Genomic DNA, 25,961 nt, shown 5'->3' with positions numbered 1-25,961 from the left:
TGATTATTCTCCTAATTTTGCTAAACGCTTCATTTTCAAAAAAGCATAATAGGCAACATCATCACTATATGGTTCTATTAATTCATCCAGTTTTGTTTTTAATTTTTCCAATTCTTCTGGTGATGTATTGTTAGCATTTTCTAATATCTGATAGTATCTTTCTGCAACGTTCATCATCTGTTGATGTCGTTCATTTCTATTTGTATTAGGAACGTGCATAACATTTTCCATAATATATTCCGTATATTTGTTTTCATATTCTGCTGCTGGTATTAAATCGGAGTTATTGAGATCAATCAGTTCTCCATCTCTTAAAGACTGAATAATAAATGGTGAATGTGTAGTTGCAAAAAATTGAATTTTGGGAAACGTTCTTTTTAAATCTTCTACTACTCGACGTTGCCATTTGGGATGTAGGTGTAAATCAATTTCATCAATAAGTACAATACCAGGAGTTTGCTTGGAAACATCAGCCCCTAAATGTGGATTGAGTTTTGCCGCACGATAGGTAATATCAGCAACCATGCCAAGCATATTTTTTACACCATCACTCAATTTTGTAAAATGTTGCGAGTTTCCACTCCGGGATTTAACAACTAAAGTATCTTCATTAGAATCATAGTTCATCTCAATCCAATTATCTATTTGACAAGTATATAAAGCATTTGAAATTGCTTGATGAATTGTGATAGATTGTTGTCCTAGAAGAATCTCCGGTTCTTCAAAACGAAACCAATCAATAACCAAATTGGATCTAGGATCGAGACTTTCTGTGTATCCCCAAAAACGGGAATGACCTATTGGTGAATATTTTAGGTCTATATATTCCTGGTATTCTTTTTTTATTGTCCAGAGCCTACCCGTTCCATAATATGATATTAGAGGAAGGTTTATTTTTTGAGAATTGTTCACTTTCTCTCTCAGAGAATCTACAATCTGGATAAGATTTGGAGATAGGTGTGGTGTTCTACCATAAGCACCATTATCTTCTATAAGAGTGGTTGACCACTGAATTGAAATATCGTTAATTATAGACTTACAAAATAATCCAACAGGTAATTTACATTCAATTTTCTGATTTCTAACTTGTCTAATATCTGAATCTTGTATTCGACTTTTATCTTGAAATGTATTTTCTCTAATCTCAGCCAGTCTATATATAAATACTCCAATTATCAATCTTAGTGCGTCGGAAAATGCAGTTTTACCAGTACCATTATCACCGATAATAACGTTAAATTGATCGGAAAAATCAAATATTTTATGCTCAAAGCATCGAAAATTCTGAAGTTCAAGCTGTTGGATTTTCATAATTAATTACACAAGTTATTTTTCTGTTCCCTATTCTCTAACTTCATGATTTAATTTTGTCTCACTACTTACAAATATTCTACTCTACCCTTCATTTCATTTCTTCAAAAGTAGCAACTTCGTAAAGCAAGATTAGCATCCGAATAATATAACCGATTGATTTTGTATCTTTACGACAATAAACAATGCCACTATGATCAATTCCTTGATGATTGAGAATTAGAAAATCATCATCGTGTGTAACTAGTACCCGAAACTGTTCTTTAGCAAAATTTAACTGCACTATATCACTCTCTGCTAAAAGATTTGACCCCTGTGTAGTTGTCACGTCAATACCAGCTTGTCTCAAAGCTAAAGCAATATCAGGATCAACATTTTCATCCAGGTGAAATTGAATGCGTTTAGGCATACTTTTTCATTGCATTCAGTTTTTCCTGTAACAGTGAAGGACTGTTGAGACGTTCGGTTTCTGCATAAGTTTCCGCGTCAGTAATTTGCTGATCAATTTCTTGGCGATGCTCATAGTAAAATGCTATAGCTACATGAACTGATGCTAGTGAAAGCTGATATTTCCCGGCAATTTCTTCTAAGGAATGCCCCATGCGGAGATACATAATGGCCACATCTGCGACTGTAATTCTTGTTCCAGTAATACGTGGTTTACCACTACGAATCCCTGGAGTAACTTCAATATACTTGTCCAACTTGTTTTCCATAAATATTTTTTTATTTAGCAACTAGCTTTAGTTTAACCAATTAATTTATGAAATTATCGGCAAAATTATCTTTGATATAGCTTTATAAGGTAAGTTATTTCACAAATTATTTTATCCACTTATAAGTAATCATAACATATAATAGATATTAATTTTTATTACAAGTTAAACAAATAATTATGGAAGAAATACTAGAACTGAGACAACTTCTAGAACAAGGTAAGATTCCTGAAGCCTTACTATTGCTGGATGAATTAGAAGAAATGAGCCTCAGTGATAAAATCAATAAAATTGATAGTTATGGCGTAATTCTACTCATTCATTTAATCAAACAAAAAGCTGAAAAACGTTCTACTCGTTCTTGGGAAATATCTATAGAAAATGCAGTGCGGGAAATTAATAAAATTAATAAGCGCCGCAAATCTGGAGGTGTTTACTTGAATCAAATAGAATTAATGGAAATTCTCCGAGAAGGATATCAAGTAGCACTAAAAAGAGCGGCGCTAGAAGCGTTGGAAGGACGTTATGAAACTGAAGAATTAGCAGCTATGGTTGACGAACAAGAAATTTTAACTCAGGCGCTGGAATTGATAAAGGTGGGTTACGACGCAAATTAAGGCTATCTGTTAACACTATATTAACCGTTGCGTCTAACCCACCCTACTATGATGCTGTGACTTCTTCCTTCGCTTGTTGTTGCAATGATGAATATAGTCTGTTTAGTGCATTCACATAAGCTTGAGCCGATGCCACAATGATATCGGTGTTGGCTGCATGACCTGAAAATACACGCGATTCATATTTTAAGCGGATGGTTACTTCCCCTAGAGCATCTATTCCGCCTGTGACAGATTGTACAGAGAATTCAATTAATTCATTAGGTACATTTACTACCCGATTGATGGCTTTATAAACTGCATCTACTGGGCCTGTACCTATGGCGGCATCTGTTAATTCTTCACCGTCGGGGGTGCGGAGTGTGACTGTTGCGGTAGGTTTGGCGTTGCTACCGCAGGAAACCTGGACTAACTCGACTCTGAATAATTCGGGTGCTTGTTGGATTTCATCGTTAACGATCGCTTCCAAATCCCAATCTGATATCTCTTTCTTCTTATCCCCTAATTCTTTGAATCTCACGAAGGCTTTATTTAACTCGGTTTCAGAGAGTTCAAAACCCAATTCTTTCAAGCGAGTCCCAAAGGCATTTCTACCGGAATGTTTACCTAAAACGATTTGATTGTCTGTTAAACCAATCAATTGGGCATCCATAATCTCATAGGTGAGTTTATTTTTCAACACTCCATCTTGGTGAATACCAGACTCGTGTGCAAAGGCATTTGCACCAACTATGGCTTTGTTTGGTTGCACTAACATTCCTGTCAAGTTGGAAACAAGACGTGAAGTTTTGTAAATTTGTTTGGTGTCAATATTAGTTAATGATTCTTGAGAATCAGCAGGTCTACCAAAGAAGGGGTTAAAATATTGCCGACGGACGTGCAGTGCCATTACCAATTCTTCTAAAGCGGCATTGCCAGCCCGTTCACCTATCCCATTGATGGTGCATTCTAGTTGTCTGGCACCATTTTTCACAGCTTCTAAAAAATTAGCAACTGCTAAACCTAAGTCGTTATGTCCATGAACGGAAATAACTGCTTTGTCGATGTTGGGGACGTTTTCTATAATGCCTTTGATGATGTTGCCAAATTCGCTGGGTGTGGTGTAACCAACGGTATCAGGAATGTTAACTGTTGTTGCACCTGCTGCGATCGCTCTTTCTAAAACTTGATACAAGAATTCTGGGTCAGAGCGTCCTGCATCTTCAGGAGAAAATTCTACATCATCGGTGAAGGTTTTGGCATAAGCTACCATTTCTTCAGCTATAGCTATCACTTCCGGCCTAGTCTTTTTCAGCTTGTATTGCAGATGGATATCAGAAGTGGCAATAAAGGTATGAATCCTACCTTTAGCGGCTGGTTTTATCGCTGCTGCTGCGGCTTTGATATCATCATGTCTAGCTCTGGCTAAACTACAAATTACAGGCCCATTTTCTATGCCCACAGTTTGGGCAATTTTGCTGATTGCTTCAAAATCACCAGGACTAGCAAAGGCAAATCCTGCTTCAATAATATCCACACCTAGACGCGCTAATTGCTTGGCAATAATCAGCTTTTCATCAATGTTTAAGGTTGCTCCTGGACACTGTTCCCCATCTCGCAGTGTCGTATCAAAGATGATAATTCTGTCTGCTTGATTGCTCATTGGTTTTGGGTTGTTTAGTTGTAACTGTGGGCTTAAAATACCTGGAACTTTATTTTTTAACAGTTATTTTCAGTTTATGAACCTTATTTACTGTTTTCTGTTAAGAGTTTCCTGATTTAATTCTGGCTTTGTAAATAATTATTAATTTTACTAAGCTTCAGTTTTTTCTATCTGGTCTCTAATATCATTCAAGTCTATATATCTATCAGTGGCATTACGTAACTCTCTAGCTATCATCCCTTCTGTTGATACAACTGTTATATGAGTATTTTTAGAACGTAATAGTTCTATAGCTCTCTCAAAATCGCCATCACCGCTAAATAAAACAACTCTGTCATACTGATCAACTGTATTAAACATATCTACAACAATTTCAATATCTAAATTCGCTTTTTGCGAGTAACGACCAGAAACATCATCATAGTATTCTTTAAGAATTTTGGTGCGGACTGTATATCCCAAACTAATCAGTGCATCTCGAAAACCGCGTTGATCTTGTGGATCTTTTAAGCCTGTGTACCAAAAAGCATTAATTAATGTTGTGTCTGACTGCTCATTTTTGAAATATTCTAATACCCGTCGCGGGTCAAAAAACCAGCCATTTTTTTGTTGAGCATAGAACATATTGTTTCCGTCTACAAAAATAGACAGACGATTCATTGGAGAACCCATAGAAATTTACACCTAATAATAGATAAGAATGTAAGATGGAACAATAGATTATAGCAATTCTTAATTGGCAAGGTCGCTAATATCTATAAAGGTAGTTTTCATGTATAGCTTTTATCTTACCTCTGTCAAAGCAGAAAATTGGCTAAAACATTAAATTTGATATACTCGCTAACTGAACCTGTTTAACCTCCAACTCTTTCCAAGATACCCCGTGATCAAAATCTACCAATAAAATTGACTGAGTAACAGGATTGTGATCTGTATATCGATCAAGTTTACTCCTAAAGAGGTATGGCATGGACTTAGAATAATATCTGGCCTGATGCCCATCAATAGATTTTGTCCTCAATAACAGAAATGAATTTCTGGTAAGTATCAAGATTTGACCACAGTGAGAAGACTTCCTGGGAAGGTTGCCTAGTATACCATTATTCAGAAACTGCCTTTTGCCTGGACTTTGCTAAACCAATATGGATTTGGTTAGTGATAGAAGGATAAAAATTTAGCCTTCTCCTGCTGTCCTTTTGCTTAAGTCGAGTCTAAAGCTAGGATAGAATCTCACTATAACCAATTGCAAAGATGAAGCATATCTAGTAGATATCTGTGCAACAATCACAGATAGAAATTTAATGACAAGGAAAATAGGGCAGTATCTGGATGGGGGATTCTTTAGCAGTACTGTAAAAATGCGAGTTTGATTGGAATTAAAGCATACTTGAGTAATGTATAAGAGTTTGATTTCAAAATGTTAATACTGAATTATTCTGTGTATTAATAACAGTGTTGTACTTAAATTAATGAGTAACACGATATGACAGAAGAACCTAGATCGACCTTAATTAAAAAATCACTATCTGCGGTCCAGAGCCAGTTAAGTAAATTCACAAAAGGAAATTTAACTGCCTCGTTACACCAGTCTAAACTAATGGTGCGTTTTGGTCATCTGCTCACTGGTGCTTCGGCAATGCTGGCAGCAGTGCTGAGTGCTTCTGGTGGAGATTGGGTGAAATTGATAGAAACTCAAGCTTTAACTACCTTTTTTCAAATACGTGGGCCAATGATGGCACCACAAGATATTGTGATTTTGGCAGTTGATGATCAGTCGATATCAATTCCTGAACAGTATTATAGGACTGATCCTCAACAGTATGCCTACTTAGAACCACTAAAATCTTTTCCTTTCCAACGTGCAGCCTATGCTCAAGTGATTAGCAAGTTGATAAAAGCCGGTGCGCGTGCGGTAGCTTTAGATATAGTTTTTGATAGGCCAAGTAGTTATGGTGAGGCTGATGATCGGCAATTACAGGCAGTTTTGCAACAATATGGCAGTAAAGTTACTTTAGCGGCAGTCTATGAGAATTTTACGACACATCAAGGCTCATTCCAGCAATTGACCCTACCGCAAGAAATGTTTCGCATAGGTTCTGTCTCCATTGGTTCGGTAAATTTTCCCTTGGAGGTGGATGGTAAGGTTCACCGCTTGGCTAGTGAATTTTCCAAGTTTTTAGCTCAAGACAATGTGATGACAACTAAAATACCCTCTTTTGAGGAAGCTGTGTTAGGAGCAGCACAAGAGAATTATCCTCAACCTAAGGGCGATCGCATTTATTTTTGGGGAAATGGGGATAGATTTAAGATAGTTCCGTTTTGGTATGTATTTGATTCAGAAAATTGGAACAATTATTTACAACAGGGAAGGGTTTTCCAAAATAAGATCGTGCTAATTGGTGCAACATCGCAACTAAGCAGTGATTATCATCGAGTAGCTGTTTCAGCAAATAATAGTATGGCTGGGGTAGAAATTCATGCTCATGCGATCGCTACCTTGATGGAAAATAAAACTATTGGTACAGCAATTACAAGTCCCATATTACGTGGTCTATTTGTGCTGTTACTCGTAGGGGGTGCGACTGTGATCGTCACCATCAAAAAAAAGGGTATTAGTAGATTTTTGTTAAGTTTAGTTTTGGCTAGTATTTGGGGAGTAATCAGTTACAGCAGCTTTATCTATGGTCAACTGATGTTCCCAACTATAGTACCCATGATAGCGATCGCTCTGACAGGACTTTCTTATTTAGTTACAGAAGTAGCTAGAGAAAAAATCAACAAACAAAAATTATTACTTATTTTTCAGAAATACAAATCTTCTCCCATTATTCAAGAAATTATTAGCCAACAAGACGACCTACAAGACCTAATTCAGCAAAGGGATTTAGCATTGAATGGTAAAATACTCGCCGCACGCTACAAAATTATTAAAGTTTTAGGTGCAGGTGGATTTAGTGAAACTTATGTAGCTGAAGATATACAGCGTCCTGGAAACCCCCAATGTGTAGTCAAGCAGCTAAAACCAGCCACAACTAAAGCAGAAAGTTTAGCACTAGCTAGGCGTTTATTTAGTGCAGAAGCTAAAACCCTAGAAAGACTAGGAACACACAATCAAATTCCTCAGCTTTTAGCATATTTTGAAGAAGACAAAGAATTTTATTTAGTACAAGAATACATACTTGGACATCCTTTAAATCAGGAATTATTTTCAGGCAAATGTATCACGGAAAGTTTAGTAATTATGCTTTTAAAGGATCTATTACAAATATTAAGATTTGTCCATGAGAATGGTGTAATTCACAGAGACATCAAACCTAACAATATTATCCGCCGTCACTCAGATTGGAAACTCGTACTCATTGACTTCGGTGCAGTCAAAGAAGTCAGCACTCAAATAACCGAAAATCTTAATTCAACCGCATTCACAATCGGTATTGGAACTAAGGGTTATGCACCTAGCGAACAATGTTTTGGTCGTCCTAAATATAATAGTGACATTTACGCCATTGGTATGATCGGAATTAAAGCTTTAACTGGTATTTCTCCCCATGAATTAGCAAGAGATATGGATGGAGAAGTCAAATGGATTGACAAAGCTATAGTGAGTCAGCCTTTAACAGAAATTATTAATAAAATGATTTTGGATGATTATAAAGAACGATATCAATCTGCATTAGAAGTGTTAGATGAACTAAATAAGTTACCAATTTGTGAAGATAGCAAAATTGGCTGCCATACAAAGTATTCCACAGATCATTTATCTTTAGTTGATACTGACTCTCCTACCACACCCTGGACGGGATTATCATGAAGGAATGTATTTTAGATAAACATAAAACTACCCCACAGCAAAATCTGTAAACTCACGCATATAATAATGTTCATGCACTATATAAAAAATGGCTTGCATTTCTAATTCATCATTTTTAGTTTTAGATATGCGTCTTTCTGCGTATTCTGTTAATACACGTTGAATGTATTCTTGATATTTGTCAATTTTTGCAATTTGACAATCTCTTACTAGGAATTTTATATATGTCTAGACTATTAGTGACGCAATACCAAGCTGAAGTTGAAAAAATTATTCAATATGGTGGTTCACGCAAAGAAACATCTATTCGGGTCGCTTTTCAAAACTTACTCAATGAATATTGCAAACCTAGAGATTTTTTACTCATTCCCGAATTAGATTATAAATTACCAAATGGTAAAATTGTTTATCCCGATGGGACAATTAAAGACGCTTTACGATTAGATTGGGGTTACTGGGAAAGCAAAGATCAATATGATAAATTAGACGAAGAAATAGAAAAGAAATTAAACAAAGGTTATCCAGATAGTAATATTTTATTTGAAGATTCCCAAACAGCAGTTTTAATTCAATCTGGACAGGAAACCCAGCGGGTATCAATGCGAGATGCTGACGCGGTAGATGGGATTATTACCAGTTTTATTAATTATGTTCGTCCTGAAGTTAGAGATTTTCGGGAAGCGATAGAAATCTTTAAACAAGATTTACCTACTATTTTAAATTCTCTCAGAGATTTGATTGATAGTCAAGGAATAAATAACAAATCTTTTCAAACTGCGCGAGATAAGTTTTGGGGAATTTGCAAAGAATCAATTAACCCAGAAATCACATTATTTGATATTCGGGAAATGATGATTCAGCACATTTTGACAGAAGATATTTTTATCAATATTTTTAGTGAGTCACAATTTCATCAAGAAAATAATGTAGCGAGAGAATTACAAGGAATAATTTCTACCTTTTTTACTGGAAGTGTCAAACGCAATACTCTGGGAAGCATTGAAAGATATTATGCAGTGATTAGACGAACTGCGGCTAATATTGTTAATCATCAAGAAAAACAGAAGTTTCTCAAAGCATTATACGAGAATTTTTATAAAGCATATAATCCTAAAGCTGCGGATAGATTAGGAATTGTTTATACTCCTAATGAAATTGTTAGATTTATGATTGAAAGTGTGGATTTTCTCACACATAAACATTTTGGGAAGTTGTTAGCAGATAAAGATGTAGAAATTTTAGATCCTGCGACGGGTACGGGTACTTTTATTACTGAATTAATTGATTATTTACCGACCCATAGTTTACAGCACAAATATAAACATGAAATCCATTGTAATGAGGTAGCAATTTTGCCTTATTACATTGCAAATTTGAATATTGAATTTACCTATAAACAGAAAATGGGTGTGTATGAGGAGTTTGAAAATATTTGTTTTGTGGATACTTTGGATAATACTTCTTTTGCGGGTAAGCAAATGGATTTGTTTGCTATGAGTGTGGAGAATACCGCAAGAATCAAAAGACAGAATGATAGAACTATTTCTGTGATTATTGGTAATCCTCCTTATAATGCTAAACAGGAAAACTTTAATGATAATAATGCAAATCGTTATTATAAAGCCATAGATAAATTAATTAAGGAATCTTATATTAAATATAGCAAAGCTCAAAATAATATTGTTGTTTATGATATGTATACTCGGTTTATTAGATGGGCTTCTGATAGACTAGGTAAAAATGGTATTATTGCGTTTATCACTAATTCATCTTTTATTGATGGTAGAACCTTCGACGGTTTTAGAAAAGCGGTAAGTGATGATTTTAATTATATCTATATCATAGATTTACATGGTGATGTCAGGAAAAATCCCAAACTTTCAGGAACAACTCATAATGTTTTTGGGATTCAAACTGGTGTCGCTATTATGTTTATGGTGAAAAAACAGAACAGTGATTTTAATAGTTGTCAAATATTTCATATTCGTCGTCCAGATTTTGATACAGCAAGTGAGAAATTAAAGTTCTTATCTCAAACTAAATTTAATCAAATTCCTTTTGAACATATTATACCAGATGAAAAACATAATTGGATAAATCAATCTGATAATGATTTTGACAGTCTTTTACCTTTAGTTGATAAAGATGTGAAAGCAGGTAAAGGAGAAGAAGCTGTATTTAAGTTATTTTCTTCAGGTTTGAAAACACAGAGAGATGAATGGGTTTATGATTTATCTGAAATTGCGTTAAAAGAGAAGGTAAGATTCTTAATAACAGTTTATCAAGAAACATTGAAAGATTCAAAGTATCAAGATAAGGATAAAATCAAATGGGATAGAGAATTAGCTAAATATTTAGATAGAAAAATTAATAAAAATTTTGAATCTGAGAAAATAATCAAAAGTTTATACCGTCCTTATAATCAACAATATTTTTATTTTGATGAGCATTTTAACGGAATGACTTACCAATGGTTTGATATTTTAAATGAAACCGACACAGAAAATCAATATATAGCTTTTGCAGCTTTAGGAAATACTAAACCTTTTCATTGTTTAGGTAGTAATACAATAATTGATTTACATTTAACAGGTGATTCTCAATGTCTCCCCCTTTACCGCTACAACAAAGAAGGAAAACACATTGATAATATAACCGACTGGGGACTAAAACAAATTCAAACGCATTATCAAAATCCAACAATTACCAAAATAGACATCTTTCATTATACCTACGCAGTCTTACACAACCCAGCATATCGCAGCAAATATGAACTCAACCTCAAACGCGAATTTCCCCGTTTACCATATTATGAAAACTTCCAACAATGGGTTAACTGGGGTAAGCAACTCATGGAAATTCATATTAATTATGAAACAGTCACACCTTATAACTTAACCCGTGTTGATATTCCCTTAAAAGACAACCAAAAAACACCAAAACCCAAACTAAAAGCCGATAAAACCAAAAATAGCATTATCTTAGATGATGTCACTACATTAGAAGGTATTCCTAACATGGCTTGGGAATATATGCTAGGTAATCGTTGTGCTTTAGAATGGATATTAGATCAATATAAAGAAAAGAAACCAAAAGATCCCACAATTGCAGAAAAATTCAATACCTATCGTTTTGCAGATTATAAAGAACAGGTAATAGACTTATTAATGAGAGTGTGTACCGTAAGTGTAGACACGATGAAAATAATTAAAGAAATGGAATAATGTCAGAATCAGGATAACCAGGATTAAAGGATGTACAGGATAAAAGATTAATGTCTGAATCAGGATAACCAGGATGATAGGATGTACAGGATTCAATATTTTTAATAAAAGTCACAATATAACATTGTTTTAATCCTTAAATCGTCTAAATCCTGATTCAAACAGAAAGATTTTTAATAAAGACAATATCCTGTTAATCCCTAAATCCTGGACATCCTGATTCAGACAAAAAGACTTTCAATAAAAAACATCCTGTTAATCCTTATATGGCTTGCGCCACGCTACGCTATCAGACAATTAATGCTAAAATACACAAATAACTACTTGGTATCATATCATGATGATTACTCAAGAAATAACAGCAGAAAAAAGTATCTCTGAAGATGAAGAGATCATTTTTCCTCCCAGTGACTTATATAGTGATGAACCACCAGTGGAAACAGAACTCCATTTACGACAAATTATCTTGCTGTTCAAATGTTTAGAATGGTTATGGAAAGATAGAACAGATTTTTATGCTGCGGGAAATCTGAGTATTTATTATAGTCCTAATCAGAAAAAATCAGAAGATTATCGAGGACCTGATTTTTTTGTAGTTTTAGGAACTGACAGAAAAACCCGTAAAAGTTGGGTAGTCTGGGACGAAGACGGACAATATCCTCATGTAATAGTAGAAATTCTTTCACCAACAACAGCGAAAAGTGATAGAGGATTAAAAAAAGAACTTTATCAAAATAAATTCCGTACACCCGACTATTTTTGGTTTGATCCCTATACTTTAGAATTTGCAGGTTTTCATTTATTAGATGGTAAATATCAACCCCTAGAAGTAAATGAAAAAGGACATTTATGGAGTGAACAACTGGGTTTATATTTAGGAATTCATGAAGGTTTTTTACGCTATTTCACAGCACAAGGAGAACTAGTACCTACACCAGAAGAAAGTGCAGAACGTGAAGCAGAAAGAGCAGAACGTGAAGCACAAAGAGCAGAAAAAGCAGAACGTGAAGCACAAAGAGCAGAACGGTTAGCAGCAAAATTGCGGGAATTAAATATTGATCCCGATACAATTTAACCCAAAACTAACTGAAAACGTAGGTTGGGTTGACGCAAGGAAACCCAACATCCCAATATCAAATAAAAAATGGCGGGTGCGGGGTTTGAACCCGCTAACCTCTTTCGAGATATCAACCAATAACCCTACATTCATCGGCCTACAAGACAAGTTGTGAACGAGGGAAACCCGCCAGGAAAGATAAAGGATAAAAAATAATTTTATCCTTCATCAGACAATTTACAGCAACACTTACAATTCATCATTAGCTAACATCTGGATGATGCGTGGAATACCAGGATCAAATCCTCCCAAATCCCAAGATAAAGAATCTTGAGGATCTACTAAAGAAATCCGGTAAGGTGTCAAAGTCACATAAACCGCTTTGACATGAGGATTTACCTTTTTGCGGTATTCCTGCAAAGCTTGACTAGGATGTTTATTACCCGCCCAGCTTTCTGAATCAGTCCAAAAGCAGACAACATCAGCCTTAAACTTATTCTTAATCATCCAGTCATAAGCTACAGAAGCATCAGTTCCGCCAAAGTTTTGGTTACTAGCTTTGCGAACCGCAGAACTAAAACTATCTTTTGCAGTAATATTTAAGTCTTTAAACTGAGTTGAAAAACCGCGAATTTCATAGTTTTTTTCAGCTTTTGCTGTCACCAAAGCCATTGTTGTGGCAATTTCACAGCAACTTAAACCCATATCTGCAACTAAGCTACCCATAGAACCAGAAATGTCTACGGCGTGCATGAATACTTTCCCAGTGGGTTCTACCACTTCAAAAGATAGTTCCACCGCCTTTTCCAAAATGTCCACAATGCGGGAAACTGGTTTCCAAGTCTTCTTACTGCGTCCTAAACTACCTCCAGACTGATAGGTTTTGAGGGCTTTTAAAACATCAATAGGATGAATTCGACCTTTTCGCAGATGTTCTTGGTTATTGAGAACTGCTTCCACACGCTGCAAATTCGCGGTTTCATCAGCCCGTAAAACCTCCAATTGAGTTAAAGAACCTAAATTCCGCAACATTGCCCCAATCGGCATTTCTTGAAAGAGCAAATTCCAAGCTTGCTTGTCCATTTTGCCCACAGGTGCAGCCATTTCATGGGTTAAGCGTCCTTGAGAAATAGCTGTATGAGTTTCGCTAGGATTGCGCTTTAGCCATTCATACCACCAAATCTGCGCTAAAGCATCCGAGGGTATATCTGCTGGTAAATCTTCCCAACCTTTGACAACCCACTCAAATAATCGACGGTGATTTTCTGTGGGTGGGTTAACGTGAAATAACCGCAAAGCATCACGGTGAGTAAAACCTTGACGTTGTTGATATTTCAAAAGTTGATAAGCCAAACCTTTGACATCTTCCCGTGATAACCAATTTTTACCCGCTTCTCGGATAACTTTACCGAAACCCCGCAGAGATTTGGTGTAGTTCAACCATTCATAAAAATGGCTACCAGTGCGAACAACTTGGGGGAAAATTTCAGCAAATGCTTTTTTAGCTTCTGGTGTTTCCCCCATTGATAGCAATACTAAAGCGAGAATAGGCGCACTGTTATTAATCGCCCGTCCATCACTTGCATAGAGAATGTCTTCGGCTACTCGTCCAGGATTTTCGGCAACGGCTTGGGTGACAACATTAGCAAAATCTTCTGTTAATTCTTGTTTACCAGCGTAGTACGTGCTTTTTGCTGTGCCTATCAATAAACACCGACGCAGCATTTTCCAAATACCAGCATCGAACATATAGCCGCCACTACGCCCTTTGATCATCTCTGCTTCCCGTCCAGGAATAGGCTGATTTTGGGGTGTAGTATTTTTGTTTTTAGTAAAGAAGTTGTAATTCATGCTTCTTCTCCCGGCCTTTTCAGGCAATTTTAAGATTCCACAAAGTGGAAGGTGGCAGGGCAGGATTTGAACCCGCAACTTCCCGCTTAAAAGGCGATAACCCTCGTTCGTCGGCCTTTGCAGGCAAGTTGTGAATAAGGATGTTCTAGGCGTTCTACCATTTGAACTACCTGCCACATGATGAATTTTGGATTAAATTGAAGTTTGGCGCGGGAAACAGGATTTGAACCTGCGACCGATGAATTAACGATAACCCTCAGTTAATCGGCCTTTTCAGGCAAGTTTGTCAACCAAGGAATATGGGTTTTACCCCGTTCACTGCTCTATCCAAACTGAGCTATTCCCGCACGTAAATAAGTCAAAAATCAAAATTAATTGGGTGGTGGAGCGGGATTTGAACCCGCGAATGCTCGTTCTGAAAACGATAACCCTCAATTCGTCGGCCTTTGCAGGCAAGGTATGAATAAGGATGTTAAGCGCCTTGAACCTCTTGGCTACCCACCACATGATGAATTTTAGATTTTAGATTGAATAGAGGTTTGGTGTAGCGGGACAGGAGTTGAACCTGCAAGATTTTCATCGCCAGAACCCGATAACCCTCAACTTTTCGGCCTGTTTAGGCAAGTTGATAAATTAAGGATTTACTCTGGTGCGTTTACCAATTTCGCCACCCACTACAGAAAAATTCAAAATCTAGGATTTGTTCGCGTAGAGTGCCGAAGGCATACCCGCGACCGGTGAATTAACGATAATCCTCAGTAAGTCAGCCTAAAAAGGCAAGGTGGACGCTCTAGCATTTGAGCTATCCGCTACAGTTAAAAGCTCAACTTCCTTGGGAATGTCGCTTGTAGTATTAATGTAGTATGTAAATTTCTGACTGTCAAGTGGTTGGTTAATTTTTAAAGATTTACGCAAAAACTCGCTTTGATCGAAAAAATACTGATTTTGCGACAAAGTAGCCGCAGTGAAATCTTGATGATTCTCAGACTAAGGGTAGATATTTTGCCGAATGTGAAGTCTATAACACCTGCAAATGTTAACTTTTGCCGAATATTTTGCCATAAGTTTGCCAAACGATACAAAAAAATGTCACAATTTTTGCCAAGATGATATATTATTTCGCAACAATTCACTTGGCGTGAATCAGCATGAGTGAAAAAACAATAGAAAACAACGGGAAAACCTTTCTCGTTCTACTTTTGCCAATCTCGTTTTTGATTATTTTCCTGGTTTCTACTTGGAGAATTTTGTTGATTGTTTTGCTGCTGCTGATGGCCTTAAACCTTTGGCAGCAATATAAATGGGAAAAGTGGTGTGAACAAGTTAACCCACTTTTTTATCAGTTAATTCGGGAAAACCAGGGCAAAATTACATCGATTGATTTGGCGATTCGAGGTAATTTTTCTGGAAATGAAGCAAAACGCTACTTAGATGGAAAGGCTAAGGAATTTGGTTCTAGTGTACTAGATTCTGAAAATGAGAACCAATCTTACTACTTTATAAATGCAAGTATTCTGGGAAATATACTTGATAGTAGTGAGGCTGAGGAAAAACGTCCTGCTCAACCTGTGACTAAAGAGGCGCGATCGCTCTTAGCACCACCAGAAACTATTCCCCAGCAGGAAGAACCAGAATCGGAATCATTACCTCAAGTCAACCATGAGGAAGTTAAAAAACCTTTGGAAGAACAGTTAGTTTTTGGCTCTCTCATCCAATCTGAACTAGCAAAACGTCTAAGTGTATATTCCAGTACTGTTTACAAACGTCGCAATGACCCAGATTTCCCAGAATGGAGTCGTAGCCGTGATCCAGATGGGATTGCTTGGTCTTATTCTCGTAAGTCTAAGGAGTTTTTTCCTGTGGAAGAATAAGAGGCAGGGGGCAGGGGGCAGGGGGCAGAGGGCAGAGGGCAGAGGGCAGAGGGCAGAGGGCAGAGGGCAGAGGGCAGGGGGCAGGGTGTAAGGGAGAAGATGTTTACCAATTACCAATTACCCATTACCCATTACCCATTACCCATTACCTATTACCAATCCCTACAGCTTCACTGATGGAGGTTAAGCCGTTTTCTTCTAGTTTGGCTAATAAACCGGACAGAATGCGGCGTACCATCATTGGCCCTTCATAAATCCAGCCTGTATAAACTTGGATAAGGCTGGCTCCGGCTGTGATTTTTTCCCAAGCATCTTCTGAGGTGAAAATGCCACCTACGCCAATGATGGGGATTTCGCCTTGGGTTTGCTGGTAAATAAAGCGAATTACGGCTGTGGAGCGATCGCACAATGGCTTGCCACTAATTCCCCCGGCTTCTTCTTGGGGGGATTTTCCAGTTTGTTTTATTAACTGGGTTTTCAGTCCTTCACGGCTGATGGTGGTGTTGGTGGCAATGATTCCTGCTAGTTTGTAGGTTTTAGCCAGAGTAATAATGTCAGCGATCGCTTCCCATTCTAAATCTGGTGCTATCTTCACAAAAATTGGCTTTTGTGATTTGTTTTCTGTTTGTAATACATCCAATATCTGACTGAGCATGGAGGCATCTTGGAGCGATCGCAATCCTGGTGTATTGGGAGAAGAAACATTAACAACAAAATAATCCCCCAAATCTTGAAGTAAGCGAAAGCTCTCCAAATAATCCTGTGCTGCTACTTCTAAAGGTGTTATTTTAGATTTACCCAAATTTATCCCTATGGGTATTTGCCAAGATTCTTCTTGCTTAAGTATAATCAATCGTGTCCCCATTGCCTCCGCACCAGAGTTATTAAAGCCCATGCGGTTAAGTGCAGCTTTATCTAAAGGTAAACGAAACAATCGGGGACGAGGATTACCTGGTTGTCCATGATAAGTAACAGTACCCAGTTCGGCAAAGCCAAAACCAAAACTAGGCCAGATACTAGCAGCAACTCCATCTTTATCAAATCCAGCAGCCAACCCTACAGGGTTAGGGAATTTTAGCCCAAACAAATTTTGTTCTAGACGTGTATCATATAAGCATAAAGACTGTTCTACACGAGAAATTAACCAGTTACCAAGCGTATAATTGCTTGCTTGTGACAGCCAAATAAAACTATGAATTGTGTTTTGGTGTAACCACTCTGGATCGGTTTTCACCAGAGTGAATAAAAAAGGACTAATTACTGCTTTATAAATATCCAAACTAGGGTAACATCTACCAATTATTACTATTATTATCAGATACCAAATCCAGGATTAATCCGAATTATTTTCAGGGCATCCTCAACATATTACTACAACCTATGTCCACGGATAATCAGATGGGGCATTCAAAAAAGCCTATACCCGCCGAACCACAAATTCTATCTGTGGGGAGAATTCTCCAAAATCTCAGAGATGAAGATCATGTTGATGTTCTGATCACAATGACTATTGCTTATCTCAGAGAACAGTTTGACTACCAATTTATTTGGCTTGCCCTTTACGATCAGGTGAGTAAAAAATTACATGGTCAAGGGGGTACAACCCCAGATGGAGAGACAAATATTTTAACAAGATCGATTTTAGTAAATCCTGGCAACTTATTAGCGCAAGTAGTGACTGAACTGTGTCCTGTGGGCGTAGCTAATTTACAGGGAGAAGTCCGCGCTCCAGAATGGCAAGAAATTGCGGCTAAATATAATATTCAAGGAACAATAATTTTACCAATTCGCTATAAAGATAATTGTTTGGGTGTGGTATTACTAGCTTCACAACGTTGGGGTTATTTACTGGGCGGAGAAGCAAGAGCCAAACTAATGATAGTGATAGGTGAATTAGGAGTAGTACTTGATCACCATCAAAAAGAAGGAAATTGGCAAAATAACCCGAATAATTCTCCGACTGAATCATTATTAAAACTCCTGGAAAATGTACGCTCCACCAGTAACCTGAATAAAAGGCTAGAAGCTGTAGTTAATGAAACCCATGAATTTGTTGCTCCTTCGCGGACAAATATCTACTGGTTTGAACGAGAAGGACACTACTTTTGGTGTCGAATGAGTAGTCAGCTAGTAAGTATGGGTAGGGATTGGAGCGAGCAGCCCGCATCAGCAGGTATAAAAGTACAAGAATTGGGGGATGTTTATTATTCTTTAGCGGTTAACCAACTTGTTTGGCTTGGTGAGTCAAATAGTTCCCTGAAAAGCCATGTTCAAGATAAGTTGTTAAAACGCCTGGGAGTGCGATCGCTTTTAGCATCTCCTATTATCTGGCAAAAAGACTTACTAGGCTTTCTGGCAGTAGAAAGTACTGAACCACGAATTTGGACTCAAGCAGATAAAACATTCATTCAAGGTGCATCTGGCCTACTCTCCTTAGCGGCTCCCAATGACAGCATCGACAGCACAGTCAAACAAGTTCAACAAAACTACCAACTGTCTGTCAAATTTTCCCAAGCAGTCCATCAAGAACAAGACTTAGAACAAATTTTACAACGGTATGCCACGGAACTTTTAGAGCGACTAGGAGCTACGCGCTTTTTACTTTTAGAGTACAATCCTCAGCAAAATATTTATCAAATTATTTACCAAAATGTGCTGAGTAGTCGCCGATTGTGGAAATTTATTCCCACCCCTCTGGCGGAAATGGATTCTCAGCTTTTGCAAAATACCAAGCAAGCGATAGAAATTGAAACCTTAGACCAAGATTTGCGTTTATATAGCTGGCATCCCCAGTTGTTAGAAAGCGGAGTGCGATCGCTCTTAATTTGCAACTGCATTCAAGGACATCAACCAGAAATACTGCTAATGCTGACCAATGACAGCCATCGTGCTTGGACAATTTTAGAAAAAGAATTGTCATGGGTGGTTAGTCAGTCTCTTGGTGTCATCGTCCGTAATCGCAAATTAAATGTCATCAGTCAAGAACAACAAAAAATTGCCAAAATATTCAAACAATACCCAAACATACTCATCCAAACAGAAAGTGAAACTACCCAATCAACAGCCCTAAAATATATAGCAAGTGTTTTGGAATGTCGTCTAGCTCTAATCCTAGCCTGGACTCCTGGCCAAAATCGGGCAGAAATTATTCAAGGCATAATTAGCAATCATATATTTGGGATTGTTGCAGATGTACCTATTTTAATTAAGAGAGATGTTCTCATCGAATTGGCCTTAGCACATAATAGTTACTTGATTTTTAAAGCTGATGATTTACCACCAGAAACCAGACAATGGTTAACTATTCCTGATCAGGGTCGAGTCTTAGTAATGGCATTGCGTACCACAGATGATACTCAACCTAGAGGTATAGTGTTGCTGGCAGATTATGGAGAACAACCTTGGTCAGAACTCAACCTGAATGCAACTGCTACCCTCATTACTCAATTAGCTTGGTGGCATAATCAACAGCAAATCACCCAAAAGCTCAAGTCCAAAACTGATGAATTACAAGAACTTAACTGGTACAAACATCGTCGTCTAGAAGAAATCCATCGAATGTCAGCCATAGTACTGGCTCAAATTCGTGATTTGGGTATTCCGAGTAATGAACTGACTCAAATGCGTTACAAGCTCCTGCTGCGGCAATTAAATTACATTGCTAACTCCATGACAGGAATCATTAAACAAGAGCAATGGCAGTTGCACCTGAGTTGGGAAACGATGTCAATTTCTAGTTTATTAAAGCGATCTGTTGAAAGAGTAGACAGTTTAGTTAAACAGCAACAGTTATGGATCGGTTTGCATGGTTTGGGAAAACCAATTGAAGATGGGGAATCACCCAAAAGCGGTTCATTATTATCTGGAGAGCTGATTACTGCTAGTAATCCACCTCCATTGGCTACATCTGGCGATATTGTCAAGATTGAATTAGTTATCTACGAATTATTAGTTGCTGCCTGTAAACGTTCTCCGATTGGTGACAGAATTGATATCTGGTGTCGTCGATTAGATGAGCGCTTACTAGAAGTATCTATTACAGATAATGGCATCATTGATCCACATTTATTAGCAGAATTACATCACAATAAATCCCAGGATCTACTCGTTTCCTCAAACCTCAACCAACCACCAGGTTTACATCTGCTAATTTGTCAAAACCTGATGCAGCAATTGGGAGGAGAATTGCATATATATCAATTACCAGATAATCGAGTAGCCAGTCGTTTAGTCTTACCTGTGGCTTCTCAGCATTCTGAAGGATATACTTTAGCGGAAAACCAGACAAGCCCCATCTCTCACTCTTAGAAGGATGGGATAAATTTTGATCGATGAGGAATTACCAAGCTTTGTTTTTGGTAGTGAATTCATTAATGTTGACATCACTTGAGTTATTGGTTGTAACGGTTGTGGTTACGTATAATTGAGGTTTATTTAATCTACGGTCAGATATTGTTATTTGTAATCCTTTATTTTCGATTTGTGCCTTTTTCAAGTCGTTCTATTTAATACGCCAGTAGTCGAGGGATTTTTAAATGGGACGTGTTCGTTCTAAATCTGATTTACCGGAAAAAATCTGTGCAGTCTGTCAACGTCCCTTTACTTGGCGCAAAAAATGGGAAGATTGTTGGGATGAAGTTAAATATTGCTCGGAACGTTGTCGTCGTCGCCGTTCTGAGGCTAAAGGAGATAGGTAAATGGTGGGAAGATAATTGACAATTGATAACTGATAACTGTTAATTGTTAATTATTAAAGCTATTCAAATGCAAATAAATGATATTACAAGTACAACCTAAATTAATTATTCATGGTGGGGCTGGTAGTTCTCTCCAAGGTAAGGGAGGATTGGAGGCTGTACGCAACTCACTCTCCACAATCATCGCCGAAGTCTACTCTCTATTGGTTCAGGGTGCAAATGCTTCAGAAGCTGTAGTCCGTGGTTGCCAAATGTTAGAGGATAATCCTCGATTTAATGCTGGTACAGGTTCGGTATTACAATCTGATGGTCAAATCCGCATGAGTGCTTCGTTGATGGATGGTACATCAGGGCATTTTAGTGGTGTGATTAATGTCTCACGGGTGAAAAACCCCATTGAAATGGCACTATTTCTGCAAAATTCACCAGATCGGGTATTGTCTGATTATGGTTCAGCGGAGTTGGCGCGAGAGCTACAAGTTCCCAGTTACAACGCGTTAACTGATTTGCGGCTGAAAGAATGGATGGAAGAACGTCAAGATAATTTTAAAAGGACTATGGCTGGGGTGGTTGCAGAACCGGAAATAGCGGAAAGTAGTAATGCGGGAAGGGGTACGATTGGTGTAGTGGCTTTAGATAGTTATGGTAGGTTAGCGGCTGGGACTTCCACAGGTGGTAAGGGCTTTGAACGCATTGGCAGAGTCAGTGATTCTGCTATGCCTGCGGGGAATTATGCGACTAAATATGCTGGGGTTAGCTGTACTGGAATTGGCGAAGACATTATTGATGAGTGTTTAGCTGCCAAGATTGTGATTCGGGTTAGTGATGGTATGTCTTTGCCAGAGGCGATGTTGCGCTCATTTACTGAAGCTAGTAAGAATGATAGAGATTTGGGTGCGATCGCTCTTGATGCGACTGGAATGATATCCTATGGTAAAACCAGCGAAATATTACTGGCTGCCTACCACAATGGCGAAACAATTGGCGATACTTTGGAATGGAATGATGGCCAATTGATTGGTTATTGTTGATTTTTCTACAACCATTAGACATGGGAGAGACGTTTAGACATGAGAGAGACGTTCCGGTGGAACGTCTCTACAAGGGTTTTAATCCTATGTATATGTTATTGAACGCGAGTCAGTTGTAACAACTCTTGGGGAGATGCCAGCATATCGATCGCTACAAAGAAGATTTTTCCTTCGGGATTGATGAGGAAGCGCCACGCAATATTCATACCCACGGTGACACCAAACCAAGGTGTTTGCACTACACCTGTGATTTTTAGCTGTTTAGAGCCATCTCCTCGAACTTCACAAATACCTTGTTGTGGCATCATGTTTAGTCCTTGGGCTTCTTCACGCATATATTTAGCGATCGCCTGAGTACCAACAATTGGCTTTTGGAATGGTGGTTGTAGCGCACCATCAGGAGTGAATAAAGCGATCGCAGCATCAAAGTTATCTGAATTCATCGCTTCAATGTAGCCCAATACTGCTGGCTCTGTAATACCCTCAATCTTGACTGAAGAAATAGCAGGAGCAGTACGTTGGAAAGCAGGTTCTGCATCTGCTTTTGGATAACTACTAGGAGCTAGTTCAGAAGTATCAAATCCCATATTGACTACGGTATTACGCAGTACTGTGATTTGTTGACCTTGATCAAGTTTCTGGGTTGCTTCTAGGACTACTTTCACACCAGGAGACATTTGATAACCAACTGGAATAGGAGTGACAAGACCCTTTTTCATCAATTCTCCTAACTCATACCAGAAAGCCAGTTTGGTATTAACACTGAAGAATCCGTAAGAACGACTGATAGGAGTGTCAGCACGACTAGCAAGATCGCGCATCACTTTTGTTTGCTCTTCAGGAGACATCAGCTTAATCTGGGTGAGCAAACTTTCTGCTAGTTGCAGACGTGCGGCTCCAGGTGCTGCGGGGGTAATTGTTTTACCCATTTCGGTGTACGCATACCAGAGATATGCCAGTTGATCATCTACATTGAGTTGATCGAATAAGGCGATCGTTGCTGGAATCAAGCTAGGAACTTGAGTGTTAGAAAAGATACTTTGAGCAGATTGGATAGTCAAGGTCATAATCAAAATCTCCAATAATGTTTGTTAATTTGTTTCTAGCTTTCAAAATTCCCACACAGAATCTTTAAGCTGATACCGTTCTGATCAAAACTGCTGACGCGCACTAAGTTTATTTACATAGAAGCAGCAGCTACACTAGGGACTGTTATGCACATCAATATTTAGTTTAACCCTAAGGTATTAGGTTTACCTTTGCCGGGTCATAATTAAACTGCACTTAATTTATGCAGTTCTTTGATTAGCGATTTATCTTTATCTGTAAAGAACTGTAACAATACCACGAATTTTTGTAAAGTTACTGATATTACGAGTTGACAAAAATACCTAAATGTGAATTTAGATATTTGTATAAAAATTTTATGTTAGCAGTGGTGAATTTTTTTGAACGCAGAGGGGCGCAAAGGACAACGCAGAGGAAACAGGAGGTTTGATGAAAGCGTTGGTTCTGATGTAGAGGTAAAAAGGTGCGTTAGGAACGCACCCTACGAAACTTCAACTTTCAGTTTTTTTCCGCCAACCTGGTTTCACGACTTGGCGACTCCGCGCAATTACCAAAGAATCGTTAGCAACATCTTCAGTCACCGTTGAACCTGCGGCTATGTAGACATCATTGCCCACAGTAATAGGTGCAACTAAAACACTATTAGAACCGGTTTTGGTGCGATCGCCTATTCTTGTCCGATGTTTCTTCACACCGTCGTAGTTTGCAGTAATTGTCCCCGCACCGATATTGACTTGAGTTCCGGCTGTAGTATCGCCTAAATAGGATAAATGAGCTACATTAGTGCGATCGCCCAATTGCGTATTTTTCAACTCCACAAAATTACCAATTCGGCAATTAGCACCCACTTCTGCATGACCCCGCAAATGAGCATAAGGACCAATCTTAGTTCCCCCCTGGACAAAGCTATCCGTGACTACAGAATACTGAACAGTCACATTTTGACCCAAATCGCTATTTTCAATTAAACTCCCAGGGCCAATGCGACTACCGGACTGAATCACCGTCTTACCTCGCAGGTGGGTTTGAGGTTCAATAATCACATCTGGCTGTAATTCCACCGTTTCATCAATGGTAATACTTGCAGGATCAATCAGCGTCACACCTGCTAACAACCATTTTTCCTTAATACGTCTTTGCAGAATATCGTTAGCTGTGGCTAACTGCAATCTATCATTAATCCCTAAAATTTCTTGATTATCTTTCACATCTACAGCCATCACTTTACCAACTTGGGTAACAGCATCTGTGAGATAATATTCTTTCTGGGCATTATTGGCTTCTAATTTAGGTAGAAACTTTGCTAAATCTGGCCAACGAAAACAATAAATTCCAGCATTAACGCGGCTATTTTCTTTTTGGATAGGACTGCAATCTTTATCTTCAACCATTTGTTGTACAACACCATCGCTATCACAAAAAACCCTGCCATAGCCTTGAGGATTTGATAACTGTGCAGTCAGAATAGTACAGGAATTTTTGTTTTCTTGGTGAGTTTGTAAAAGATTTTTTAAAGTCTCTGTCCGTAACAAAGGTACATCACCATTCAAAATCAACAAATCGCCAGTATAACCTTCTAAATGGGGAAGTAATTGCTGAATAGCGTGACCTGTTCCTAATTGTACAGTCTGTTCCACAAACTCCAATTCAGAAATTGAAATCACAGCAGTTTTCACTTCCTGGGACTGATATCCAACAATTACTAGCTTGCGTTCAGGTGAAAGAGGTTCGACGCTTTCAATAACACGCTCGACTAGTGATTTTCCACCCAAAGAATGTAAAACTTTAGGCAGATTTGATTTCATTCTTGTTCCTTTTCCTGCTGCGAGAATTGCTACAACAACCATAATTAACTATCGCTAAATTACAAGAATTAATGTTTTTAGTATCTTCCGAATTCAAACTCAAATCATATCTGAGTGCTGAGTGCTGAGTATTGAGTGCTGAGTTCTGAGTTCTGAGTGCTGAGTTCTGAGTGCTGAGTTCTGAGTGCTGAGTGCTGAGTGCTGAGTTCTGAGTTCTGAGTATTGATTAATTCTCCCTGCCCCCTGCCCCCTGCCTTCTGCCTTCTGCCCCCTGCCCCCTGCCTTCTGCCCCCTGCCCCCTGCCTTCTGCCCCCTACCTCCTACCTCCTACCTCCTTTCCATACCCACCTTTTTTTCCACCGAGAAGTAGTTTCTAAAACAGAAGCTTTTTGCTCTTGTTGTCGTCGCATGATGATAACTTCAGCAGAATCTCGCAATTGAGGATCACGATAAGGAATAGCCGCACGAGTTTGTAAATGTTCTTTTTCCTCTTCCGAAAGAGGGGGAATTGGGATAATTTTTTCCTCCTCATCTCCCCAACTATCCACCGACTCATCTCTGGGATATGCTGCTATAGTACCAGGTGTATGCCTTCCTATGGGTATCGTAGAACCTATCACCAAGCCAGCTGCTAAAAGTGCCGTGCGTACAGCCGCAGCACAGGAATAAGTCGCTAGTAAGCCATTTTGATTTAAACACAAAGCGAGTTTTTGTATAAATTCCACAGTCCATAACTGTGGACATTGCGGTGGTGAAAAGGGGTCAAGAAAAATAGCATCAGCTTGGAAACCTGACTGATGTAATAGCTGAATTGATTCTCTAGCATCACCTATGAGTAACTTTGCTTTCAAGCGTTCTGTATAAGATTGATGCCCAAAAGCTAATTCGGTTAAAATTTGTCTAAACTCGTAGTCCCAATCATAAAATATACGCTGATTAATGGCTGCTTTTGGGACTGCTGGATTTAGTTCTAAACCAATGACTTCAACATAACAAATAGGATTTGCTTCCCAAATTACTTGTAAAGCGGCGGCTGTGTTGTATCCTAGACCATAACAAACATCTAAGATCCTGACCATGCCATTTCCGGCTGCTTTCTTCACTTGACTAGGAAGTACAAACTTCAAATAAGTCTCTTGTCTAGCTCCATAATGGCTATGAAAAGCCTCGTCAAACTCTTCCGAAAAGAAGGTAAAAGAACCATCTTGTGTTTGTTGGGGTGTAAAATTATCTCTATCTGACATTTTGTTTATAATACTA

At 38.2% G+C, this 25,961-nt stretch carries 18 protein-coding genes and 4 tRNA genes; 8 read left to right on the top strand and 14 right to left on the bottom strand.

What is annotated here, in order from left to right:
• Nucleotides 1–3: 3 nt before the first annotated feature.
• From VB713_RS19440 to VB713_RS19430, 3 genes are all read right to left on the bottom strand, one after another.
• Nucleotides 4–1,311, bottom strand: coding sequence for an AAA family ATPase (locus tag VB713_RS19440; RefSeq protein WP_323313152.1), 1,308 nt, complete (start codon nt 1,309–1,311; stop codon nt 4–6).
• Nucleotides 1,312–1,402: 91 nt separating this feature from the next.
• On the bottom strand, nt 1,403–1,720 hold the full coding sequence (locus VB713_RS19435; protein ID WP_323313151.1) for a DUF5615 family PIN-like protein: 318 nt from the start codon (nt 1,718–1,720) through the stop codon (nt 1,403–1,405).
• On the bottom strand, nt 1,713–2,027 hold the full coding sequence (locus VB713_RS19430; protein WP_323313150.1) for a DUF433 domain-containing protein: 315 nt from the start codon (nt 2,025–2,027) through the stop codon (nt 1,713–1,715). The genes VB713_RS19435 and VB713_RS19430 overlap by 8 nt, the downstream gene beginning before the upstream one ends.
• A gap of 179 nt (nt 2,028–2,206) precedes the next feature.
• Between VB713_RS19430 and VB713_RS19425 the strand changes: the two genes are divergently transcribed.
• On the top strand, nt 2,207–2,644 hold the full coding sequence (locus tag VB713_RS19425) for a DUF29 family protein (RefSeq protein ID WP_323313149.1): 438 nt from the start codon (nt 2,207–2,209) through the stop codon (nt 2,642–2,644).
• A gap of 46 nt (nt 2,645–2,690) precedes the next feature.
• Here VB713_RS19425 and VB713_RS19420 read toward each other — a convergent pair whose 3' ends face one another.
• Together VB713_RS19420 and VB713_RS19415 are read right to left on the bottom strand one after the other, a co-directional pair.
• Nucleotides 2,691–4,286 (bottom strand): 2-isopropylmalate synthase, encoded by a 1,596-nt coding sequence (locus VB713_RS19420; protein WP_323313148.1) that lies wholly within the window; start codon nt 4,284–4,286, stop codon nt 2,691–2,693.
• Between the two features lie 150 nt (nt 4,287–4,436).
• Nucleotides 4,437–4,958, bottom strand: a complete 522-nt coding sequence (locus VB713_RS19415; protein ID WP_015217058.1) for an NYN domain-containing protein — start codon at nt 4,956–4,958, stop codon at nt 4,437–4,439.
• 811 nt (nt 4,959–5,769) lie between these two features.
• Here VB713_RS19415 and VB713_RS19410 point away from each other — a divergent pair.
• The 3 genes from VB713_RS19410 (at nt 5,770) to VB713_RS19400 (ending at nt 12,396) form a co-directional block, all read left to right on the top strand.
• A complete protein-coding gene (locus VB713_RS19410) occupies nt 5,770–8,097 on the top strand; it encodes a CHASE2 domain-containing protein (RefSeq protein WP_323313147.1) in 2,328 nt (775 codons plus the stop codon).
• 224 nt (nt 8,098–8,321) lie between these two features.
• Nucleotides 8,322–11,321, top strand: coding sequence for a type ISP restriction/modification enzyme (locus VB713_RS19405; RefSeq protein WP_323313146.1), 3,000 nt, complete (start codon nt 8,322–8,324; stop codon nt 11,319–11,321).
• Between the two features lie 337 nt (nt 11,322–11,658).
• Nucleotides 11,659–12,396, top strand: coding sequence for a Uma2 family endonuclease (locus tag VB713_RS19400; RefSeq protein ID WP_323313145.1), 738 nt, complete (start codon nt 11,659–11,661; stop codon nt 12,394–12,396).
• A gap of 231 nt (nt 12,397–12,627) precedes the next feature.
• On the opposite strand, the gene VB713_RS19395 is transcribed toward VB713_RS19400, so the two are convergent.
• From VB713_RS19395 to VB713_RS19375, 5 genes are all read right to left on the bottom strand, one after another.
• The gene (locus tag VB713_RS19395) at nt 12,628–14,229 is read right to left on the bottom strand and encodes a TROVE domain-containing protein (RefSeq protein ID WP_323313144.1); all 1,602 of its coding nucleotides are present in this window, start codon (nt 14,227–14,229) and stop codon (nt 12,628–12,630) included.
• A gap of 51 nt (nt 14,230–14,280) precedes the next feature.
• Nucleotides 14,281–14,405: transfer RNA gene (locus VB713_RS19390), tRNA-OTHER, on the bottom strand.
• Between the two features lie 29 nt (nt 14,406–14,434).
• Nucleotides 14,435–14,576, bottom strand: a tRNA-OTHER gene (locus VB713_RS19385).
• A gap of 29 nt (nt 14,577–14,605) precedes the next feature.
• Nucleotides 14,606–14,733, bottom strand: a tRNA-OTHER gene (locus tag VB713_RS19380).
• A 36-nt stretch (nt 14,734–14,769) separates the two neighbouring features.
• Nucleotides 14,770–14,907: transfer RNA gene (locus VB713_RS19375), tRNA-OTHER, on the bottom strand.
• A 470-nt stretch (nt 14,908–15,377) separates the two neighbouring features.
• Here VB713_RS19375 and VB713_RS19370 point away from each other — a divergent pair.
• Nucleotides 15,378–16,100 (top strand): hypothetical protein, encoded by a 723-nt coding sequence (locus tag VB713_RS19370; protein WP_323313143.1) that lies wholly within the window; start codon nt 15,378–15,380, stop codon nt 16,098–16,100.
• Between the two features lie 145 nt (nt 16,101–16,245).
• Here the strand turns inward: VB713_RS19370 and VB713_RS19365 are convergent, their stop codons facing one another.
• Nucleotides 16,246–17,379 carry a quinone-dependent dihydroorotate dehydrogenase gene (locus VB713_RS19365; protein WP_323313142.1) on the bottom strand — a complete coding sequence of 378 codons (1,134 nt, stop codon included), beginning with the start codon at nt 17,377–17,379 and terminating at the stop codon, nt 16,246–16,248.
• A gap of 119 nt (nt 17,380–17,498) precedes the next feature.
• Here VB713_RS19365 and VB713_RS19360 point away from each other — a divergent pair, with 119 nt between their 5' ends.
• The 3 genes from VB713_RS19360 to VB713_RS19350 all read left to right on the top strand — a co-directional run bounded on the left by VB713_RS19360 (nt 17,499) and on the right by VB713_RS19350 (nt 21,828).
• Nucleotides 17,499–20,408 (top strand): GAF domain-containing protein, encoded by a 2,910-nt coding sequence (locus tag VB713_RS19360; protein ID WP_323313141.1) that lies wholly within the window; start codon nt 17,499–17,501, stop codon nt 20,406–20,408.
• A 227-nt stretch (nt 20,409–20,635) separates the two neighbouring features.
• The gene (locus VB713_RS19355) at nt 20,636–20,797 is read left to right on the top strand and encodes a DUF2256 domain-containing protein (RefSeq protein ID WP_323313140.1); all 162 of its coding nucleotides are present in this window, start codon (nt 20,636–20,638) and stop codon (nt 20,795–20,797) included.
• A 77-nt stretch (nt 20,798–20,874) separates the two neighbouring features.
• Nucleotides 20,875–21,828 (top strand): isoaspartyl peptidase/L-asparaginase, encoded by a 954-nt coding sequence (locus tag VB713_RS19350; protein WP_323313139.1) that lies wholly within the window; start codon nt 20,875–20,877, stop codon nt 21,826–21,828.
• Nucleotides 21,829–21,923: 95 nt separating this feature from the next.
• On the opposite strand, the gene VB713_RS19345 is transcribed toward VB713_RS19350, so the two are convergent.
• From VB713_RS19345 to VB713_RS19335, 3 genes are all read right to left on the bottom strand, one after another.
• Nucleotides 21,924–22,895, bottom strand: coding sequence for an orange carotenoid protein N-terminal domain-containing protein (locus VB713_RS19345; RefSeq protein WP_323313138.1), 972 nt, complete (start codon nt 22,893–22,895; stop codon nt 21,924–21,926).
• A gap of 492 nt (nt 22,896–23,387) precedes the next feature.
• Nucleotides 23,388–24,743, bottom strand: coding sequence for a bifunctional UDP-N-acetylglucosamine diphosphorylase/glucosamine-1-phosphate N-acetyltransferase GlmU (gene glmU / locus VB713_RS19340; protein ID WP_323313137.1), 1,356 nt, complete (start codon nt 24,741–24,743; stop codon nt 23,388–23,390).
• A 278-nt stretch (nt 24,744–25,021) separates the two neighbouring features.
• The gene (locus VB713_RS19335) at nt 25,022–25,945 is read right to left on the bottom strand and encodes a tRNA (5-methylaminomethyl-2-thiouridine)(34)-methyltransferase MnmD (protein ID WP_323313136.1); all 924 of its coding nucleotides are present in this window, start codon (nt 25,943–25,945) and stop codon (nt 25,022–25,024) included.
• Between the last annotated feature and the right edge of the window lie 16 nt (nt 25,946–25,961).

This window comes from Anabaena cylindrica UHCC 0172 (assembly GCF_034931625.1).
GTDB lineage: Bacteria > Cyanobacteriota > Cyanobacteriia > Cyanobacteriales > Nostocaceae > Anabaena > Anabaena cylindrica_A.
The sequence above is the reverse complement of the archived record's forward strand: the minus strand, read 5'-3'. Positions and strand labels throughout refer to the sequence as shown.

What these genes read in the sequence shown, in the direction of transcription:
- VB713_RS19405 (WP_323313146.1), top strand. Translation starts at nt 8,322, where the DNA reads ATGTCTAGACTATTAGTGACGCAATACCAAGCTGAAGTTGAAAAAATT.
- VB713_RS19400 (WP_323313145.1), top strand. Translation starts at nt 11,659, where the DNA reads ATGATGATTACTCAAGAAATAACAGCAGAAAAAAGTATCTCTGAAGAT.
- VB713_RS19415 (WP_015217058.1), bottom strand. Translation starts at nt 4,958, where the DNA reads ATGGGTTCTCCAATGAATCGTCTGTCTATTTTTGTAGACGGAAACAAT.
- VB713_RS19355 (WP_323313140.1), top strand. Translation starts at nt 20,636, where the DNA reads ATGGGACGTGTTCGTTCTAAATCTGATTTACCGGAAAAAATCTGTGCA.
- VB713_RS19360 (WP_323313141.1), top strand. Translation starts at nt 17,499, where the DNA reads ATGGGGCATTCAAAAAAGCCTATACCCGCCGAACCACAAATTCTATCT.
- VB713_RS19430 (WP_323313150.1), bottom strand. Translation starts at nt 2,027, where the DNA reads ATGGAAAACAAGTTGGACAAGTATATTGAAGTTACTCCAGGGATTCGT.
- VB713_RS19395 (WP_323313144.1), bottom strand. Translation starts at nt 14,229, where the DNA reads ATGAATTACAACTTCTTTACTAAAAACAAAAATACTACACCCCAAAAT.
- VB713_RS19420 (WP_323313148.1), bottom strand. Translation starts at nt 4,286, where the DNA reads ATGAGCAATCAAGCAGACAGAATTATCATCTTTGATACGACACTGCGA.
- VB713_RS19410 (WP_323313147.1), top strand. Translation starts at nt 5,770, where the DNA reads ATGACAGAAGAACCTAGATCGACCTTAATTAAAAAATCACTATCTGCG.
- VB713_RS19350 (WP_323313139.1), top strand. Translation starts at nt 20,875, where the DNA reads ATGATATTACAAGTACAACCTAAATTAATTATTCATGGTGGGGCTGGT.
- VB713_RS19435 (WP_323313151.1), bottom strand. Translation starts at nt 1,720, where the DNA reads ATGCCTAAACGCATTCAATTTCACCTGGATGAAAATGTTGATCCTGAT.
- VB713_RS19370 (WP_323313143.1), top strand. Translation starts at nt 15,378, where the DNA reads ATGAGTGAAAAAACAATAGAAAACAACGGGAAAACCTTTCTCGTTCTA.
- VB713_RS19345 (WP_323313138.1), bottom strand. Translation starts at nt 22,895, where the DNA reads ATGACCTTGACTATCCAATCTGCTCAAAGTATCTTTTCTAACACTCAA.
- glmU (WP_323313137.1), bottom strand. Translation starts at nt 24,743, where the DNA reads ATGGTTGTTGTAGCAATTCTCGCAGCAGGAAAAGGAACAAGAATGAAA.
- VB713_RS19440 (WP_323313152.1), bottom strand. Translation starts at nt 1,311, where the DNA reads ATGAAAATCCAACAGCTTGAACTTCAGAATTTTCGATGCTTTGAGCAT.
- VB713_RS19335 (WP_323313136.1), bottom strand. Translation starts at nt 25,945, where the DNA reads ATGTCAGATAGAGATAATTTTACACCCCAACAAACACAAGATGGTTCT.
- VB713_RS19425 (WP_323313149.1), top strand. Translation starts at nt 2,207, where the DNA reads ATGGAAGAAATACTAGAACTGAGACAACTTCTAGAACAAGGTAAGATT.